Here is a 16,795-nt window from a genome sequence, read left to right as displayed (position 1 = left end):
CGACCGATAGGAGGCCGCCATGGACAAGATCGCCGTGAAAGGACGCATCGTCGAGCTCGACGGTGACGAGATGACCAGGGTCATCTGGAAAATGATCAAGGAACGGCTGATTCTGCCCTATCTGGACGTGAACCTGGACTATTACGACCTGGGCATCCGCAACAGGGACGCCACCGACGACAAGGTCACCGTGCAGGCGGCCCAGGCCATTCAGCGCGAGCACGTGGGCGTCAAGTGCGCCACCATTACCCCGGACGAGGCCAGGGTGAAGGAATTCGGTCTCAAGCGCATGTGGAAGTCGCCCAACGGCACCATCCGCAACATTCTTGGCGGAACCATCTTCCGCGAGCCCATCGTCATCGATAACATCCCCCGGCTGGTTCCCGGGTGGTCAAAGCCCATCGTAGTGGCCCGACATGCCTTCGGCGACCAATACCAGGCCACTGATTTCACCGTTCCGGGGCCGGGAAAGCTCAGCGTCGTCTTCACTCCTGAAGACGGGAGCGACCCGGTGACACGGGAGGTGACCGTCTACCCAGGTCCAGGCGTGGCCCAGGTACAGTTCAACCTCGACGACTCCATCCGCGACTTCGCCCGCTCCTGCTTCAACTACGCCCTGCAGAGGCACTATCCGGTCTACCTGAGCACCAAGAACACCATCCTCAAGGCCTATGACGGCCGGTTCAAGGATATTTTCGCCCAGGTCTACGAGCAGGAATACCAGAGCCGGTTCGAGCAAGAAGGACTGACATACCAGCATCGGCTGATCGACGACATGGTGGCCTCCTCGCTCAAGTGGCAGGGCGGCTACGTCTGGGCCTGCAAGAACTACGACGGCGATGTCCAGTCCGATGCAATTGCTCAGGGGTTCGGGTCTCTTGGCCTCATGACCTCCATGCTGATGACGGCCGACGGGCAGACCGTTGAAGCCGAGGCCGCCCATGGGACCGTGACCAGGCATTACCGGCGCTGGCTCAAGGGGGAAACCACCTCCACCAACCCGATCGCCTCCATTTTCGCCTGGACCGGCGGACTCAAGCAGCGGGCGCGGCTGGATGAGACACCCAAGGTGGCCGAGTTCGCGCAAACACTGGAATCCGTGGTCATCGAGACCGTTCGCTCCGGTCGCATGACCAAGGATCTTGCCAGTCTGGTAGGTCCTGATCAGCCTTGGCTGGACACCGAAGGGTTCATGGACGCCTTGGACCATGCTCTTGCCGAGCGTATGTCTTCAGGTGCCGCAGGGGCCAAGGGACACAAGGCGGCCAAAGCAGACTAGCAGATCAAAGAAAAACACCCGCCTTTTGCCATTGCGGACGGTTATTGCAGGCGGTTGATCTTTTCAGATCCGCCTTCACTGTCTGTCCCATCAGCGAGGACCGTGTACGCGAAACATCGACCCTTCATACGCTCCTGCCCGAGAGCCCATAGAATGGTTGCTCGGGACCCGGCCAGAGTCAGGCCCTGTCGGAACGAAGGAGCGAACGTGAAGAAGACCGGCTTTGCACGGCGTTTGTCCAGCTTGCTGGCCCTGCTGGCAGGCCTGGCCATGGTAGCCTCGGCTGCTGCTTGCGGTGGTCCGGCCTCGGGCAGTGGACAGCAGTCTCCGAGCGCCCCGCAGAGCCAGGGAACCACTGCGGCCGCTGATGTCCCCGGTCGGGTGGCCATTTTCACTCCCTCCGACGGCATCACGCTCTCCCAGCACACGCCCATCAACAAGTGGGCCGCGCTGGTTCCTGAGCTCAAGGCAGCACTGGCCAAGGAGCATCTTTCCGATAAACACATCGACACCTACACCAGCGGAAATCTGGAGGATCAGAGCAAGGAGCTGCAGGATTACCTGGTCAACCGTCTTTCAGAACGCAAGACCGGGAAGGCTTCAGAGCCGACCACACTGGTGGTGGCACCCATGACCTCGCCTGACTCCATTACCCGCCAGTATGGCGACTATATCAGCAAGTCTCTGGTTGCCGACTCCAAAGACAAGGCGCGGGCACGTCTGGTCTCGTCTCTGCGTCTGGCTTCGGGCGCCGGCATGCATGTGGTTCTGCTGGCCAACCAAGTGCCGGGCATCCAGCCGGATCTGTTCGTGCAATTGTCCGATGCACGGGCCATTGGTCAGATGCAGGCGGACAAGCTGGCCAGCAAGCTGGAGCTGGACAAGGCCAGCAAGGACAACCCCTGCCGCATCGAGATTCTGCTGCCGAACCGGACAACTGATGCATCATCTGATGAATCCCCTGCTGACAAGGGCGGTGAAGCAGGCCAGGCTGAGCGGAACCAGCAAGAGGATCAGGATGAACAGCATTCCTTCCCCGCCCAGGCTTTCGCTGGAATCTGGCAGGTGCTGGGGCCCTACTTCAAGGATGGACGGGCTGTCAGCCCCTCGGGGCTTCTGAAGGCAGACAGCACCGAGAAGGACTGGCAGGCGATCGCCTTCGATCCGGGCAAGGACGCTTCGGCTACCGGCAAAGAGCTGGCGACCCGCCTGGCCATGAACGATGGCGCCAAGACCCACACCGAGGTGGACGGCATTCTGGCCATGAACGACTTCATTGTTTCCGGTGTGGTCTCTGAGCTCGGGGATCTGGGATATCGGGGTTCTTCAGCGGACGTCAACCCAGAGATCTCAATATCAGGCATTGTGGGATCCATGGTCGGTCGCCAGGATCTGCACCGGAATCGCGTGCCCAAACCCGCTCAGAGTCCTACAGCGCAGAATCCGACGGGGTCGCAGGCGGATCCTTCACAGGGCACGGGCAGGACTCAGGATTCCACACCCTCGGACGACCACGCTGCCTGGCCCATCATCAGTGGATACGGCGCCTACGTCGACAACATCCCTCAAATCGTGGACGGACGGCAGTGGATGACTGGTCTGGAGGACAGACAGGGGCTTGCGGCTGATATTGCCAAGGCCTGTGTCGGACTCAACAGCCAGGGCAAGGTGCCAGCCATGGATACGATCCAGACTGTCAACCAAGACGGCAAGCAACTGCGCCGCCTGTCAAGGCCACTGGTTGCGGTTTCAGCCTCCAATCTCAAGGCGGCTCTGATTGATACAGGCTACATCAAGCCAGCCGACGCAGGTCTTTGAGCATAGATCCTCTGCTCGATCTGGTCTTCATACCGCTTGAGAACCTCCTGACGACGGGGCTTGTATGATGCGGTGAGCAGTCCATTTTCACGAGTGAAGTCCTGGTCCAGAATCAGATAGCGACGGATCCCCTCGGCCCGGGAGACCTGAGCATTGGCCGCGTCTACCGCACGATCGATCTCCGTGCGGATGATGGGGTTCTCCCCAGCCGAAGCGGCATCGTCCAAGGGTTCAGCGCCCTGGTCCCTCAACCACCTGTTGACCTCCTCAAGATTCAGGGTGATCAGGGCCGAAATGAAAGGCCTGCGGTCCCCGATGACCATGCAATGGCTGATGATGGGCGAACGTTCAACGGCTGTTTCCAGCAACGACGGCGAAATGTTTTTACCCCCTGCTGTGATGATGATCTCCTTGCGCCGGCCGGTCAACCGAACGAACCCGTCCTCGTCCAGACTGCCCAGATCGCCGGTCAGCAGCCAGCCGTCGCGAATCTGCCTGGTGGTGATTTCCGGATGGTTGTGGTAGCCCATGCAGACATCGGGGCCCTTGACGCATAGCTGGCCCTCCTGGTCGATGCCCACGGTGATGCCGGGCATGGGCAGGCCGATGGTGCCCAGCCTGTAGCCTTCAGTGGGGTTGACCGTCACCGGACCCATGGTCTCGGTCATGCCATAGCCCTCCAGCAGGGGCAGACCTATGCCATTGAAGAAGTCCGCAATGTCCCTGTCCAGGGGGGCGCCGCCCGAAATGGCATACCGGACCCGGCCGCCCAAGGCCTCCAGGATGGGATCGTAGACGGTGCCCGTATACATGAGGTGCTTGGTCTTCAGCGACATGGCAACCCGGCTTCCGGTCTGCTGATGACGAGACCACTGCCTGGCCACACCTGCGGCATCCAGGAAAATCCTGCCCCTGGCACCTGTTCCGGCCCGCTGGGAGGCAGCGTTGTAGATTTTCTCGAAGATCCGCGGCACAGCCAGGATGAAAGTGGGTTTGAAGGTCTGCATGTCCTGCAACAGATTGCGGATGGACCCGGTAAGCCCCAGAGTGAGATCCGTGGCGATGGCGAAGAACTGCAGACAACGGGCGAAGGCGTGGGCCAGGGGCAGGCAGAGCAGAAGCCGTCTGCCCTCACCAAGGCAGATGTCAGGGACTGCCTGGGTACCCGAACGAACGGTGAAGACGATGTTGCTATGACTGAGTTCTATGCCCTTGGGCTTGCCCGTGGAGCCTGAGGTATAGACGATGGTGGCCAAGTCGGAACCCTGCACCGAGTCGGCACGGGCCTGGAAGTCTGCCTGGTCCACCGCCCGTCCGTAGGCGGTCATGGTGGTCAGCGCTCCCCTGGTGATCACATACAAGTCATTCAGATAGGCACACTGGGAGCGAACCGCATCCACCCGGGCCCTCATGTCGTCATCCTCCAGAAAGGCCATGCCGACATGGGAGTCGTTGAAGATGCGCCGAATCTGATCGGGAGAGTCGGTCTCGTAGACCGGCACCGTCACGGCCCCGATAGCCAGGATGGCCATGTCCAGGGCAGTCCATTCCCACCGGGTGTGCGAGACGATAGCCACTGAATCCCCCCGGTCTACCCCCCGGGCCATAAGCCCCTTGGCCAGCGCGACCACACGGTCGCGAAACTCCCGGGCCGTTATCGTGTTCCACTCGCGTCCGCTCCGGTATTCGATCAGAGGATCGTCGCCCAGGCGCTTCACCCTGTCCTCAAGCAGGGAGAAGACACCGGCATCGGCGTCTATGGGCTTCTCAAGCGGACGCGTAAATTCTTGCTGCATGTTCTGCATGACCACTCCCTGCTGAAACGGCGTTATGCTTTACGATTCTAACCGCTCCCCCGGGCCTGCGATATACTTGGTCTGCAGACGCGCGAGTCTTGCAGGCGGACCCCTGCACTCCTATAGAGGCTTGAGACGAATGCGATGCCGTCCGACTTTAGCGCCTGGATCCAGATAGTGATTGTGACCATCTTTCAGCCCCCAGTGCAGGCAATCTTGGTCACAATGGTCAGAGACCCCATCTACTTTTCCCCAGACTGTGCCTGCCTGCAACCGGGTTCCCTCCGGCAACGAGCTCTTCGCTGGCTCATAGGTGGAGGTCAGTTTGCCGTGACGAATGGAGACCACGTCCTTGCCTGCTACAGAACCGGTGAAAGTGATGACACCGTCTGCCGGGGCCCGGATGCGCCTGCCTTGTTGCACTGCCAGATCAATCCCGCGATGACCGCTCAGCCATGGATGATCCGGAGGATCGAAGGGACGCATAACCTGCGGAACAGCCTTGTCGCCAGGCAGAGGTTCAAGGGGCCACAGCCAGCCCCGGCGGCAGGCAGAGGTCGATGAGGTAACTCGATCAATCTGCGCCGGAGCTGCAGCCGAAGGCAGGGTCGGCGCAGGCTGAGCCGCGACGGTTGCCGTAGGCCCTCCGGCCGACAGGACCAAGGCCAGCATCAATGCCAGCAGGGACCTGGGGAACCAGGGAGGCCGACAGCCGGAAGGCATGTCAGGCATCCGGCCGGTAACCCTCTGGATGCCCTTCTTCTTATGGTCACGCGCACAGGCCATAATCGCACCTTCATTCCGTCATCACGGATGCCCGATTGAGCGTCCACCATCATGATGGACTTGATGCCGGAACCGCAATAATCAAGCAGGAACATGTGGTCGAATATGGAGTCGTGCACAGTTCGTCCAGCGAGGAACCTAATAGTGATCGTTCGTGCAAGAGTGCAAGAGTGCAAGGAATGAGGAAAAGATTTGTCAAAAGCGTTGACTGAATCTTATATTTCGTAAACCGAGAACCCTTCTAATAAAAGTAGGTAAAGGCCACGCTAACAGTTATTGAATGCATATAGATCCTCATGTACATTTCATCTAATATAGATACACCATTGAGAAACAACTTCCAGGCTACTAGACAATTCGGCGAATTAAAATCAATGAATCATAGAGATGGCCAGTCTTAAACTGAATTCACTAAAAAATACTTCAACAAATAATCTCATTCTTGCAAGTATCGAATCACATTCAAAGGTCAAGCCGCATCTGCTTGGTTTGTTGCAGTCACTGCTACAGTATGTTTTTCTGTTGGGAAAGCCAAGGTCGAATCACGCTCTACGAGCCGGAAATCGGTTACAAAAGTCCTCGGTTTGCCCTTGTACCCATTGATGCGCTCAATCAACATATCAATTGCATGCTCAACATAGTCATTCAGGCACGGATCAATGGTGGTTAGCGATGGAGTCGAGTAAGACGATTCCGGCACATCGTCGAACCCCACGACTTGGACATCTTCAGGAATACGAATTCCCTCGTTCTGCAAACCATGCAAGGCACCCAGTGCCATGGCATCAGTCAAGCAAATAATCGCATCCGGACGTATACCTCTGGACAACATTTGTGTCACAGCCTGTACGCCGCTAACTCCTTCCATCCAATCCTTGGGCAGGAGCATCTGCCAATCCACCGATAGTCCCCGCTCTTCGAAGGCCTCGATATATCCCCTAATCCTCAGTTCCTGCAGGCCTTCAGTAGCGCACATGTATTCATTGCGCGTCTTTGGCTTTTCCGGTGCACCGAAGACTGCTATATGACGACATCCCATATCGAGCAACCTGCCTGTGACATACCGAATGGCTCTCGTATTAGGCATAGTCACCCAGTCAACACGATCATAAGAGTTGTAATCACCGGCTAGAACAATAGGATAGGGCTGATCAAGGATGATGCCTTCATTCTTTAAAGGTTGGTCCGAAAAAAGCAGCCACCCATCTGCTGATAGCTGAGTGATTTCATCCATGATGACAGGCAGACCTGATCCGTCCGACCCGTAAGTGCTAATTACTGTTCCATATCCATGTTTTCGTGATATGTCTATGACCTTATCTGCCAAATAAGGGGCGAATGGCTGCGAAAAATCGAAAATTCCCAGACCTAAAAGTTTAGTCGCACCCGTTTTTAATGAACGGGCCGATACATTGACCATGTAGCCAAGTTCACGAATGGAGTCCTGCACGCGTTTTCTGGTGGAATCACGCATGCTGCCAGTACCGTTGATAACATTGGACACTGTTTTGATGGAAACACCAGAATGCCTGGCTACATCCTTGATAGTCACTCTGGTTGTCAATAGAGCCCCTTACCAATCGGCAATTACATATATTCCGAATTCGCACAACTCCGCATAGTGAACTTGTGCGAATTCGGAATACGTAACAACAATTCTATTTTCAGTTTATCTCAACTAAGAAAATGTAGCTTTAACATCAGGCCTCCCTTGAATCATGATTTGACAGATCCGGCCGTCAATCCTCCTACCCAGTACCTTTGTAGGAAGAGGAAAGCCAAGACCATGGGAATGATCGAGATGAAGGCTCCAGAAGTCACCAGATTCCAAACCTGTTCTGATGCTGCTCCGGCCTGGGATTTTGTCTGCCATTGGGTCAGCCCGACCGTAATCGGGAACAACTTTGGATTAGTGAGAACAACCTGGGGCAGGAAGAAGTTGTTCCAAGCACCGACGACGGAAAGCAGAAAGACTGTAGTAATTGCTGGGGTCATAATAGGCAGAGAAACTTGTGTGAAAGTTCTCAACTCACCTGCCCCATCAACTCGAGCCGCCTCAATCATTTCATCGGGTAGGGATTGCATGCAGTAGATTCTCATCAAGTAAACACCCATTGGATTAAGCAGGGATGGCAAAAGCACAGCCCAAATGGTGTTGGTCATACCAATGTCAGACATCAACAGGAACGTGGGTATCACCAAGGCTGTCGAAGGAATCATCAAAGCACCGAGAACGATGTTGAAGTACAGATTTCGCCCGCGGAATCTGAACTTGGAGAAACCATATCCAGCCATAACCGCCACTACTGTGGCGCCGAACCCTCCTACAAGAGCGTATAGGAAGGAGTTGAAAATCCAACGCCAATAAATGCCATCCTGATAGCTCGTAAGCTGACCGATGTTCTTCCAAAGGTCGAAATCCTTATCGAACCACATAGAGCCATGGGCACCGAAGAACAATCCCGAATTTGACTTTGTGGAAGCGACGATCAACCACCATACAGGCAGGAGGAAGTAGACCATGGCCAATATCAGTACTACATAAACGAAAACGCTGGTATTACCTTGAATGCGTCTGGCGCTTCTGCGAACGCCGCTTGTTCTTGTGGCTGACATGTCAGTCCTCCAATCCAGACTGATTACGAGTCAGTCTCATGAACAAAACGCTGAATATCACCACGACCAGTCCCAGCGCGAATGAAACCGTAGCAGAGTAGTTGGTCTGGTTGTAATTGAAAGCAAGAGCTTGCGCATACATATTGGGCGTGTACTCCGGCGGTATGACCGTCGGCGCCTGATTACGCAAAATGGTGGGTTCTGTATAGAACTGCAGGGTGCCGATAAGCGAGAAGATGGTCACCATGACCAATGATCCTGAGACCATCGGCACTTTGATCCTTGTAGCAATCTTCAGTTCTGATGCCCCATCTATTCTGGCCGACTCGTAGAGTTCATGCGGAATGGACTGCAGGGCCGAATATAAAATCACCATGTAGTAACCCGTCCATTGCCATGTCACGACATTGACCAATGAACCGAAGATGCCGTTGGCAGTAAGGAATCCGGGGGTCTGCATTCCAAACAGCCCGAATATGGTAGTAAACGGGCCCATATTCTTGGAGTACATAAATCCCCACATCAATGCACCGATGACTCCAGGAATTGCATAAGGCAGGAAGATAACCAGCCGGGAAACTGAGGCAAACTTGTTCTTAAAGGAGTCTAGGAGCAGAGCGAATATCAGCGCTAGTCCCAGCTGGATCGGAACCATGACAACGGTGTAAAGAATGACGCGGCCCATACCGACCAGAAATATCGAGTCAGTAAAAACGCGCTGATAATTGGCGAACCCCGAGAAGGACTCCCCTTTGACCTGTGTATAAGTAAACAACGATACATAGAATGCGTAAGCAAGCGGTATCACAAGGAACAACAGAAAGATGACCCCAAAAGGAGCAGTAAAGAACCAGCCCCACATCCCTCTATGACTGCTGCCGACATTGGATTTCGTCTTTCTGGGCTTGTCTATTGCGTTCGAAGCCATTTCAGAACCTCCTAAAAGGAGGGATACCGATGACGACATCCCTCCAATTAAATGAGCAGTCACTCTGTAGTGAAACCTTGTTGCTTGGCATAATTGTTCAGCTTGGTTTCCAGAGTCTTCAGGGTCTCCTTGCAATCATTGCCTTTCTTAACGATCGCAGAGAAAGACTTAGTCTGTTCGTCATAGGCATAAGTCTGGAAGGGCAGGAACTCGTCGCCTTTCCAGGCATTTGCCACTGGAATAGTGACTTCATTAGGCTTTTGGTTACCCAAAAATGGCTCTTGCATGTTCTTGAAAGCATCCGATGCGAGCTGCTTCTTCCAAGATGGGAACAAAGCACCATCGGTGACACCGATATGCTGTGCTGTATCTGAATCGAACAGATCGTGAGCAACGCTGGCCGCTGCTTTGGTGTCTTTGGCCTGATCAGTTACAGCCCAAGCAGATCCTCCCTGGTTGACTTGAGGCGTGGAGTCATCCCAAACCGGCGCCTTATAAATCCTGAAATTGCCGCTTGAAGAATTGTCCAAACCCTTGATGTAGCCAGTCAGCCAGGAAGCCTGAACATAGGCGGCATACTTGCCGGAAATCATATTGTTGTTCCAGTCGGTCGTATTGGCGTCCGTGGTGTCGACCAGACCCTCCTTGACCAGGTTCTGCCAGTATTCTAGAACCTTCTGCACGCCTGGGGTATCCAACTTAATACCTACCTTGTCAGGCGTCTTTGACGAATACTCGTATACTTTCTCTCCTGCCTGAGCAAAAAGTGCAGGATTGACAGCAGTGCCGTTAGGAGCCCAATCGCTCAGGAATCCGTCGAAACCAGCAGCTTTAAGATCCTTGCCTGCCTGCTCGAATTCCTTCCAAGTAGTAGGAACCTTGACGTGGTATTTATCGAAGATGTCCTGACGCACATACATGACGAAGGGACCAAGATCGACAGGAACGCCATAAACGGAGTTGCCGCCGCCCATGCTCACGCTCTTCCAGGCGCCTTCCGTGTACTCCTGCTTGTGATCATTCATGCCATACTTGCTGAGGTCAACCAGATGCTTTTGAGCTCCCGCGACAAATTGCGGCATTGCTTCATACTCAAGCTGGATGATGTCAGGACCGCCGGACTTGGCTTTTATAGCATTATTGAATTTGGTGTACTCGGGACTTCCCTGACCAGCATTCGTCCAGCACACTTGAATATCATCATGATTCTCGTTGTAGTCATCGACTACTTTCTGAATGGCCGGATACCAGGCCCATACGGTAACCTTTTCTGCATTTGGCTTCTTGACCTTGTTCTGGCATTGAGCATTAGCATTCGCAGTTTTATCGCTGTGCTCAGCCTGACTTTCATTCTTGGCTCCTCCGCCACCGCCACAGGCAGCCATGGAAATCGCCAAGACTCCCGAGAGTGCCGCTGCAATGATTTTCACAGTTCTCCTCATTATTTCTCCTTTGAATATATGTGGAAACCAACAATTTGTAATTATCAATCTAAGTGGATAGCCGTCCACGAAACCGGAGGAAGCATGATGCTCAGTTTGCCGTTCTCAAAGGTAAAGTCCTTACGCGTCTGCAAACCGATACGTTCGGGATCCTCAAGCGTATTGCGAGCATCAACATCGTCATCATGAAGGCTCTGGACAACCACTTTCCCAGCTTTATAAAGTCCAGAAAGGTCGGAACGATACTCCACGCTCCGATCAAGACTGCGGTTGACAACAAAAACAGTCAGCGAACCATCAGCTCCTCTGACCACCACAGAGTCCGTCATCGGCACATCGCCGTATTGGCTGGTTTCGCATGTTTCAGCATCTTCCTGAGAGGGTAAGACACTGCCACCCTTGGCGTATTTGGCAGTCAGAGCAAATGGGAAGAAGATGGTTTGTCTCCAAGCAGGGCCGCCGGGTTCTGTCATGATGGGTGCAATGACGTTGACCAGCTGAGCCAGACTGGCGGAATGCACGATATCAGCATTTCTGAGCAGGGTGATCAGTAGATCGCCAAACACCACTGCATCAGCAACCGAATATATATCTTCCAGAAGTCTGGAACCCTGAGGCCAGTTGCCTATGCCTACTGGAGGCTTACTCGGTTCTGCATCCTGATACCAGACATTCCATTCATCGAAAGATATATAGACCTGATGCTTGCTCTTGAGTCTGCCTCGAACTGCAGCTATGACCGAAGCCACATCGCGGATGAACTCATCCATATCGACGCCGGAAGCCAAGAAGCTAGCCATATCACGATTGTGCGGCTCATAATACGCGTGGCAGGAGATGAAGTCGATTTGATTGTAGGCTTCCTCCAGTACAGTCCGTTCCCATTCACCAAATGTAGGCATACTGTGCGAAGAAGAGCCACAGGCCACCAACTCTAGATCGGGGTCGACCATGCGCATCGCCGTTGCAGTCTGAGCAACCAGTCTGGCGTATTCGTGGGCGGTCTTGTGCCCGATCTGCCAAGTACCATCCATCTCATTGCCTAAGCACCACATTCGAATTCCAAACGGTTGCTCACGGCCATTGCGTCGACGCATGTCAGACAAAGCCGTGCCAGAAGGAATATTGGCGTACTCAAGTAGATCAAGGGCCTCTTGAATACCCCGTGTACCAAGATTGACAGCTTCCATGAGCTCGTTGCCGCCCAACTCATCCAGCCAATCCGCCATCTCATGAAGACCGAATTCATTGCTTTCGCCCGAATGCCAGGCCAGATCGATACGCTTAGGACGTTCGGAGCGCGGACCGACACCATCCTCCCAGCGATACCCGGATACAAAATTCCCGCCGGGATAGCGGATGGCAGTGACACCAAGCTCCTTTACCAAATCAATGACGTCCTGTCTGAATCCCGCCTTGTCCGCAGTCGGATGGTCTGGTTCATAGATGCCTGTATAGATACCACGACCCAAATGCTCAACAAACGAGCCGAAAATGCGTTCATTGATGGGAATGGACCTTGTCCGCGTGTCCAGAATCAGATGCGCTTTTCCAGGCTTTGATTGTTGCCGTTCTTCCATGGATCTGGTCTCCTTCCCCCTGCCTTTTGTGTCTATCAGCAGTGCAGGGTTTTACGTTTTGAGTACAACGTTGTTTTCACTACGAAATATGAAGAAGTATCATTTCTTTGCCTCGCTTTTCTTCGTGCAACCCTGCACATCACTGCCTACACTATACAACAAAAAGAAAGAGCTGATTCAACAACACATACAACGTTGTTCTAATTTGCCTGAAAAGAAGCGCGACACGCCATCCGCAGCTACACGATGTTTGAGGGATCTGTCGGGTCTTATGACTGCTGTATCCATAGGTACAGCTCAAAGTCGACTATCTATTCACTGAGTTAAAGGAAATACATAGAGAGGCAGAGCCACGACTATCTCCTGTCAGCCACTCAGTCGAAACCAATAAGCTAGCCCATTGCAATGACGAACCTGTTCGTTGCAGATAGCACCAGTATGCTTATATAAAGAAAAACCGCCGGAGGACCGGCGGTTGGAAGCTCCCGCAGCTGGGCTTGAACCAGCGACATTTCGATTAACAGTCGAACGCTCTGCCAACTGAGCTATGCGGGAATGTCCCGTTCAACTCTCGCTGAACACAATTACCATACTATAGTCAGGACTCTCGTATCCGACAACTTGGCGTGTCGATTACATGAGAATCCTGTCCATGGGCATGGCCGAATCGATGGAGAAGTCAGGAGCAGAGGGAGCCAGTCCGGCCTGAACCAGATTGACGCCCAGCATGGCCACCATGGCGCCGTTGTCCGTGCACAGGTTGATTTTCGGAATGCGGACCTTGATGCCCTCCTGGTCGCCGAACTCCTGGAGCTTGCCACGCAGCTGCGAATTGGCCGAGAACCCGCCGCCGACAATCAGGGTATCCGTGCCGAACCTGTGGCAGGCGGCCATGGCCTTGCGGGACAGGACCGTGGCCACGGAATCAGCCAGGGAGGCGCAGACATCATCCACGGGAATGTCGAGCCCGGCCTGCTGTCTGCGTTCGACCCATCGAGCCACGGCCGTCTTGACCCCGGAGAAGCTGAAGTCATAGGGATGCTCGGCTCCGGCCCGGCCCTTGGTCAGCCCCTGGGGCACGGCGATGGCATGAGGATCGCCCAGACGGGCGTGGCGGTCGATGTGGGGGCCGCCCGGATAGGGAAAGCCGAGCAGACGGGCGATCTTGTCGAAGCACTCCCCCGCCGCGTCGTCCAAGGTGGTGCCCACCACCTGGACCGATCGCGCCAGATCATCCACATGCAGCAGTGAGGTGTGACCGCCGGAGACGATCAGGGCCAGGGCATTCTGAGGGAAGGGGCCGAACTGGAGCTGGGTGACCGCTATGTGTCCTATGACGTGGTTGATGCCATACAAGGGCTTTTTCGCCGCCCAAGCCAGCGCCTTGGCACCGGAAACGCCTACAGCCAGGCATCCAGCCAGTCCAGGACCAGCCGAGACCGCTATGGCATCCACCTGGGACAGGTCCATGTCCGCATCCTTCAGGGCCTTGGAGACGACCGGCACAAAGGACTCAGCGTGTGCCCGCGAGGCGATCTCAGGTATGACGCCGCCGTAGCGGGCGTGCTCGTTCATGGAGGATGCGACCACGTCGGACAGCAGTCGGTTGCCCTGGACCAGGGCGGCAGCGGTCTCGTCGCAGGTGGATTCGATGCCCAGCACCAGGGGCTCACTCATGGTCAATGATCCTTTCCTGTCCCTCCGAAAGCTTGTTGCTGACAAAACCCACCGGACCCGATCCAACCGAGCTTAAAGGTCTGGTCATAGCCCAGGCGTCAACATCCTCAGGCTGATAGTAGCCCTTGCACAGACCCGTCTGTGAGAAGCCGAAGTCCTTGTAGAGGTCAATGGCCGCAGGGTTGTCTACGCGGACCTTCAGGTTCATGCGTTGCAGACCCTCGCGATCGGCTCCGGTAATTATCCTGGCCAGCAGAGATCCTGCAATGCCGCGATGCCGGGCTTCCGGCAGCACCCCGATAGTCATCAGCTCGGCATCCCTTTCGCCTGACCAATAGCCTCCGTAGCCCAGTATGGCACCCTGGTCTTCCCATACCAGGTAGGTGCGTGAAGGCGCAGACAACTCGAACCGCAGCTCCTGCCGGCTCCAGGCCTGGTCGCCGAAGACGCGCGATTCCAGATCGACCAACCGGTCCAGATCCTCCAAGACCGCCCTGCGGATCATGATTGGACTGCCACATGCTTAAGCGGATTGGGCACGGAGACATCCGGCCGGCGAAGATAAAGTGGCTCCACCGGGTCGATCAGCCCATGCTGGGCACGTCTGGTAGCGCAAGCAGCCATCAGGCCCGTCCCCAGTGTCCGATCCTCCAGGAAGGATCCTTCGTCCAGCACAACCCGCATATCGGAATGCTGATCCAGACGCTCCCACTGGTCGGCATAGCGGGTGGCTCCATGGCCGCTGATGACCAGAGTGACAGGGTCCTGATCCACAGACTCCCGCTCTTCCGCAATGGCCGCGATCTTCTCACAAATAGCCGCCGGATAGTCGATGCTCATTTCGGTCAGCGGCCGTGCCGGAGCCTCTGCGCCACCGAAGTCGTCAAAGAGACGGTAATAGAGCTGCCGCCGTCGAGCATCGTTGACAGCCAGAACCAGAAGCCGTGCATGGTCTTGGCCCTGCTGCTTGAACCTGCTGTAGGCATAGCGGGCCTGCGGCTCCAGGATGTCCTGTCCCAGCAGACGGGCACCCGTGGCGAACGCCAGGGCTTTGGCGGTGACGATGCCTGCCCGCAGACCGGTGAAAGGCGCAGGCCCCAGTCCCACTACGATGGTCCGCAGATCGTCTGCAGACAGCCCAGCCTGATCCATGACCTTGGCGATATTGACCTGGAGGCGTTCAACGTGCGAGCGCGAGTCGGTCTCGATGCACGGCTCCCGCCCTGGCAGCCCCACAGTCGATCCATATGAGGTATCGATCACCAAAAGGGACGTATCGGTCCCGCTCATGCCGTCATCGCCTTTCTCAGCTGATCCATTCTATTGGCCCATGACGGGCCCACTCCACGCAGACGTACCATACGCTGACCCTGGGAGCTGGGTGGCGCCTCAGGATCCTCCCGGGGATCCACGTGTCGGTCGATGGTCACTTCCAGACGTTGATCGGCCAGGACAGAGGCCATCTGCTCGCCCCATTCCATCAGAATGATGGTCCTTTGGCCCGGGTCTTCCAATTCCTCATCCAGACCAAGGGACTCCAGCTCGTCCAGGAGCCGATCCACGGCATCCTCCCCAGGCAGATAGCCCTGTCCACCCAGCCGGTAGGCATCCACGTGGATCAGGGTAACCGGCGAGCCGTCGGACAGATGGCCATGCAGCTCTCTTGCGATGGTGAAGGTGGGCGAGACCACAGGGCCGTCCACTCCAAGTCCGTGGCCCAGCCCCTGGGCCAGCGTGGTCTTGCCCGCACCCAGAGGCCCGGACAGGAGGATCACGTCCCCGCCTTGCAGACACGAGGCCAGGTTTCTGCCCAGGCCTTGCATGTCCTCGCCTGTAGGCACAGCCAGTTCAAATCCGTCCTGTTGCCGGGCACTGACCTGCAAGTTCATGCCAATGTCCTTCCCTTGGCGGCGATCAGCTCCACTGCCCGTTCCAGGGCATAGCGGGCGTCGCCGCTGCTGGTTTTGCTGATCTCATCAGCTTGGGCCAAGGCCTCGATGCAGGCCGCCAGGCCGGCGGAGGTCCATCCATGCAGCTGTCTCTTGGCCTCCCGCAACTGCCAGTAGGCGGCCTTGGCCTCGGCTGTGGTAATGGATCCCGACTCGATGGCCGCCTCCTTGCCCAGCGTCCGCAGCTTCAGGGCCAGTACGCCAATCAGGGAGACGGGTTCGTTGCCCTGCTCCAGGGCTGTACGCAGAGCGACGACGGCTTGGGCCGGACTGCCGGCAAGGGCCCTGTCCGCCACCGCGAAACCGGATACAGCCGGGTTATCGGTCAGATAACGGTTGACGATCTCCAAGGTCATGGGATCCTGGTCGAAATCGAAGCAGAGCTGGGAGCACATGGCAGCCAGTTCCGGAGTGCGCTCGCCCAGGACATCAACCAGGCGCTGGGCAGCCCGTGGCTGGATGCGGCGCTGATGGGCTTTGAAACGCCCGTAGACGAAGTCGACCTTGTCGTCGAACTTCTTCAGATCCGGCATCCGCTCCGTCACCGCTCCGGCCCGCGCCATTTGGTCCAGAAGCCTGCGACCCCGGTTGCCCCCGTCATGACGTGCGATGACGATGCTGGATCCGGCCCCTGCGCTCTCACGGCAGAAATCGATCAGAGCCTGGCTCAGGGCTTCATCAGCCGCCTGCAGATCATCCAGACAAACCACAGACGTCTGACTGAGCAGGGAGGGACCGACCGCCTCCTGAAAGGCGTACGCGTCGCAGTCTGCTGCGTCCAGCTCTATGTATTCGCTGTCCGGATGGGCGGCGCATGCCTGCGCGCACAGCTCCTTGAAACGCTGAGCGTTGAGGAAGGGATCGCCGCCGACCACCAGATGGACGGAAGGGTTCTCCTGCTGAGCTTTGGTCATGACTCAAATC

Annotated in this window: 14 protein-coding genes and 1 tRNA gene; 2 read left to right on the top strand and 13 right to left on the bottom strand. The window is 56.0% G+C overall.

Annotation, left to right across the window (positions count from 1 at the left end; translation table 11 throughout):
- Positions 1–19 precede the first annotated feature (19 nt).
- Both RAM15_RS03500 and RAM15_RS03495 read left to right on the top strand, forming a co-directional pair.
- Positions 20–1,279, top strand: coding sequence for an NADP-dependent isocitrate dehydrogenase (locus RAM15_RS03500; protein ID WP_306222105.1), 1,260 nt, complete (start codon positions 20–22; stop codon positions 1,277–1,279).
- A 270-nt stretch (positions 1,280–1,549) separates the two neighbouring features.
- Positions 1,550–3,097 carry a hypothetical protein gene (locus tag RAM15_RS03495; RefSeq protein ID WP_306222242.1) on the top strand — a complete coding sequence of 516 codons (1,548 nt, stop codon included), beginning with the start codon at positions 1,550–1,552 and terminating at the stop codon, positions 3,095–3,097.
- Here the strand turns inward: RAM15_RS03495 and RAM15_RS03490 are convergent.
- The 13 genes from RAM15_RS03490 to holA form a co-directional block, all read right to left on the bottom strand.
- On the bottom strand, positions 3,067–4,893 hold the full coding sequence (locus tag RAM15_RS03490; protein ID WP_306222241.1) for an AMP-dependent synthetase/ligase: 1,827 nt from the start codon (positions 4,891–4,893) through the stop codon (positions 3,067–3,069). The genes RAM15_RS03495 and RAM15_RS03490 overlap by 31 nt on opposite strands.
- Before the next feature lie 120 nt (positions 4,894–5,013).
- Positions 5,014–5,679: a M23 family metallopeptidase gene (locus tag RAM15_RS03485; RefSeq protein ID WP_306222104.1), complete on the bottom strand. Its 666-nt coding sequence runs from the start codon at positions 5,677–5,679 to the stop codon at positions 5,014–5,016.
- A gap of 469 nt (positions 5,680–6,148) precedes the next feature.
- On the bottom strand, positions 6,149–7,243 hold the full coding sequence (locus RAM15_RS03480) for a LacI family DNA-binding transcriptional regulator (protein WP_306222102.1): 1,095 nt from the start codon (positions 7,241–7,243) through the stop codon (positions 6,149–6,151).
- A 152-nt stretch (positions 7,244–7,395) separates the two neighbouring features.
- Positions 7,396–8,295 (bottom strand): carbohydrate ABC transporter permease, encoded by a 900-nt coding sequence (locus RAM15_RS03475; RefSeq protein ID WP_306222100.1) that lies wholly within the window; start codon positions 8,293–8,295, stop codon positions 7,396–7,398.
- 1 nt (position 8,296) lies between these two features.
- Entirely contained in the window at positions 8,297–9,223 is a 927-nt protein-coding gene (locus tag RAM15_RS03470; protein ID WP_306222098.1) for a carbohydrate ABC transporter permease, read from the bottom strand.
- Positions 9,224–9,282: 59 nt separating this feature from the next.
- Positions 9,283–10,653 (bottom strand): ABC transporter substrate-binding protein, encoded by a 1,371-nt coding sequence (locus RAM15_RS03465; RefSeq protein WP_306222097.1) that lies wholly within the window; start codon positions 10,651–10,653, stop codon positions 9,283–9,285.
- Positions 10,654–10,709: 56 nt separating this feature from the next.
- Entirely contained in the window at positions 10,710–12,245 is a 1,536-nt protein-coding gene (arfA, locus tag RAM15_RS03460) for an arabinosylfuranosidase ArfA (RefSeq protein ID WP_306222095.1), read from the bottom strand.
- Between the two features lie 482 nt (positions 12,246–12,727).
- Positions 12,728–12,800, bottom strand: a tRNA-Asn gene (locus RAM15_RS03455).
- Between the two features lie 78 nt (positions 12,801–12,878).
- Entirely contained in the window at positions 12,879–13,922 is a 1,044-nt protein-coding gene (gene tsaD / locus RAM15_RS03450; protein WP_306222094.1) for a tRNA (adenosine(37)-N6)-threonylcarbamoyltransferase complex transferase subunit TsaD, read from the bottom strand.
- Positions 13,915–14,427, bottom strand: a complete 513-nt coding sequence (rimI, locus tag RAM15_RS03445) for a ribosomal protein S18-alanine N-acetyltransferase (RefSeq protein ID WP_306222093.1) — start codon at positions 14,425–14,427, stop codon at positions 13,915–13,917. The genes tsaD and rimI overlap by 8 nt, the downstream gene beginning before the upstream one ends.
- Entirely contained in the window at positions 14,424–15,212 is a 789-nt protein-coding gene (gene tsaB, locus RAM15_RS03440) for a tRNA (adenosine(37)-N6)-threonylcarbamoyltransferase complex dimerization subunit type 1 TsaB (RefSeq protein ID WP_306222091.1), read from the bottom strand. The genes rimI and tsaB overlap by 4 nt, the downstream gene beginning before the upstream one ends.
- A complete protein-coding gene (gene tsaE / locus RAM15_RS03435) occupies positions 15,209–15,811 on the bottom strand; it encodes a tRNA (adenosine(37)-N6)-threonylcarbamoyltransferase complex ATPase subunit type 1 TsaE (RefSeq protein ID WP_306222089.1) in 603 nt (200 codons plus the stop codon). The genes tsaB and tsaE overlap by 4 nt, the downstream gene beginning before the upstream one ends.
- Positions 15,808–16,785, bottom strand: a complete 978-nt coding sequence (gene holA / locus RAM15_RS03430; protein WP_306222087.1) for a DNA polymerase III subunit delta — start codon at positions 16,783–16,785, stop codon at positions 15,808–15,810. Before holA ends, tsaE begins: the two co-directional genes overlap by 4 nt.
- Positions 16,786–16,795 lie beyond the last annotated feature (10 nt).

Source organism: Bifidobacterium asteroides, from assembly GCF_030758775.1.
Taxonomy (GTDB): domain Bacteria; phylum Actinomycetota; class Actinomycetes; order Actinomycetales; family Bifidobacteriaceae; genus Bombiscardovia; species Bombiscardovia kimbladii.
Note: the sequence above shows the minus strand (reverse complement) of the source record. Positions and strands in the feature narration are given on the sequence as shown.

Coding starts and splice junctions, on each gene's coding strand:
- RAM15_RS03495 (WP_306222242.1), top strand. CDS start 1,550: ATGGTAGCCTCGGCTGCTGCTTGCGGTGGTCCGGCCTCGGGCAGTGGA.
- holA (WP_306222087.1), bottom strand. CDS start 16,785: ATGACCAAAGCTCAGCAGGAGAACCCTTCCGTCCATCTGGTGGTCGGC.
- RAM15_RS03490 (WP_306222241.1), bottom strand. CDS start 4,893: ATGCAGCAAGAATTTACGCGTCCGCTTGAGAAGCCCATAGACGCCGAT.
- RAM15_RS03500 (WP_306222105.1), top strand. CDS start 20: ATGGACAAGATCGCCGTGAAAGGACGCATCGTCGAGCTCGACGGTGAC.
- tsaB (WP_306222091.1), bottom strand. CDS start 15,212: ATGAGCGGGACCGATACGTCCCTTTTGGTGATCGATACCTCATATGGA.
- RAM15_RS03470 (WP_306222098.1), bottom strand. CDS start 9,223: ATGGCTTCGAACGCAATAGACAAGCCCAGAAAGACGAAATCCAATGTC.
- rimI (WP_306222093.1), bottom strand. CDS start 14,427: ATGATCCGCAGGGCGGTCTTGGAGGATCTGGACCGGTTGGTCGATCTG.
- RAM15_RS03475 (WP_306222100.1), bottom strand. CDS start 8,295: ATGTCAGCCACAAGAACAAGCGGCGTTCGCAGAAGCGCCAGACGCATT.
- tsaE (WP_306222089.1), bottom strand. CDS start 15,811: ATGAACTTGCAGGTCAGTGCCCGGCAACAGGACGGATTTGAACTGGCT.
- RAM15_RS03485 (WP_306222104.1), bottom strand. CDS start 5,679: ATGGCCTGTGCGCGTGACCATAAGAAGAAGGGCATCCAGAGGGTTACC.
- arfA (WP_306222095.1), bottom strand. CDS start 12,245: ATGGAAGAACGGCAACAATCAAAGCCTGGAAAAGCGCATCTGATTCTG.
- tsaD (WP_306222094.1), bottom strand. CDS start 13,922: ATGAGTGAGCCCCTGGTGCTGGGCATCGAATCCACCTGCGACGAGACC.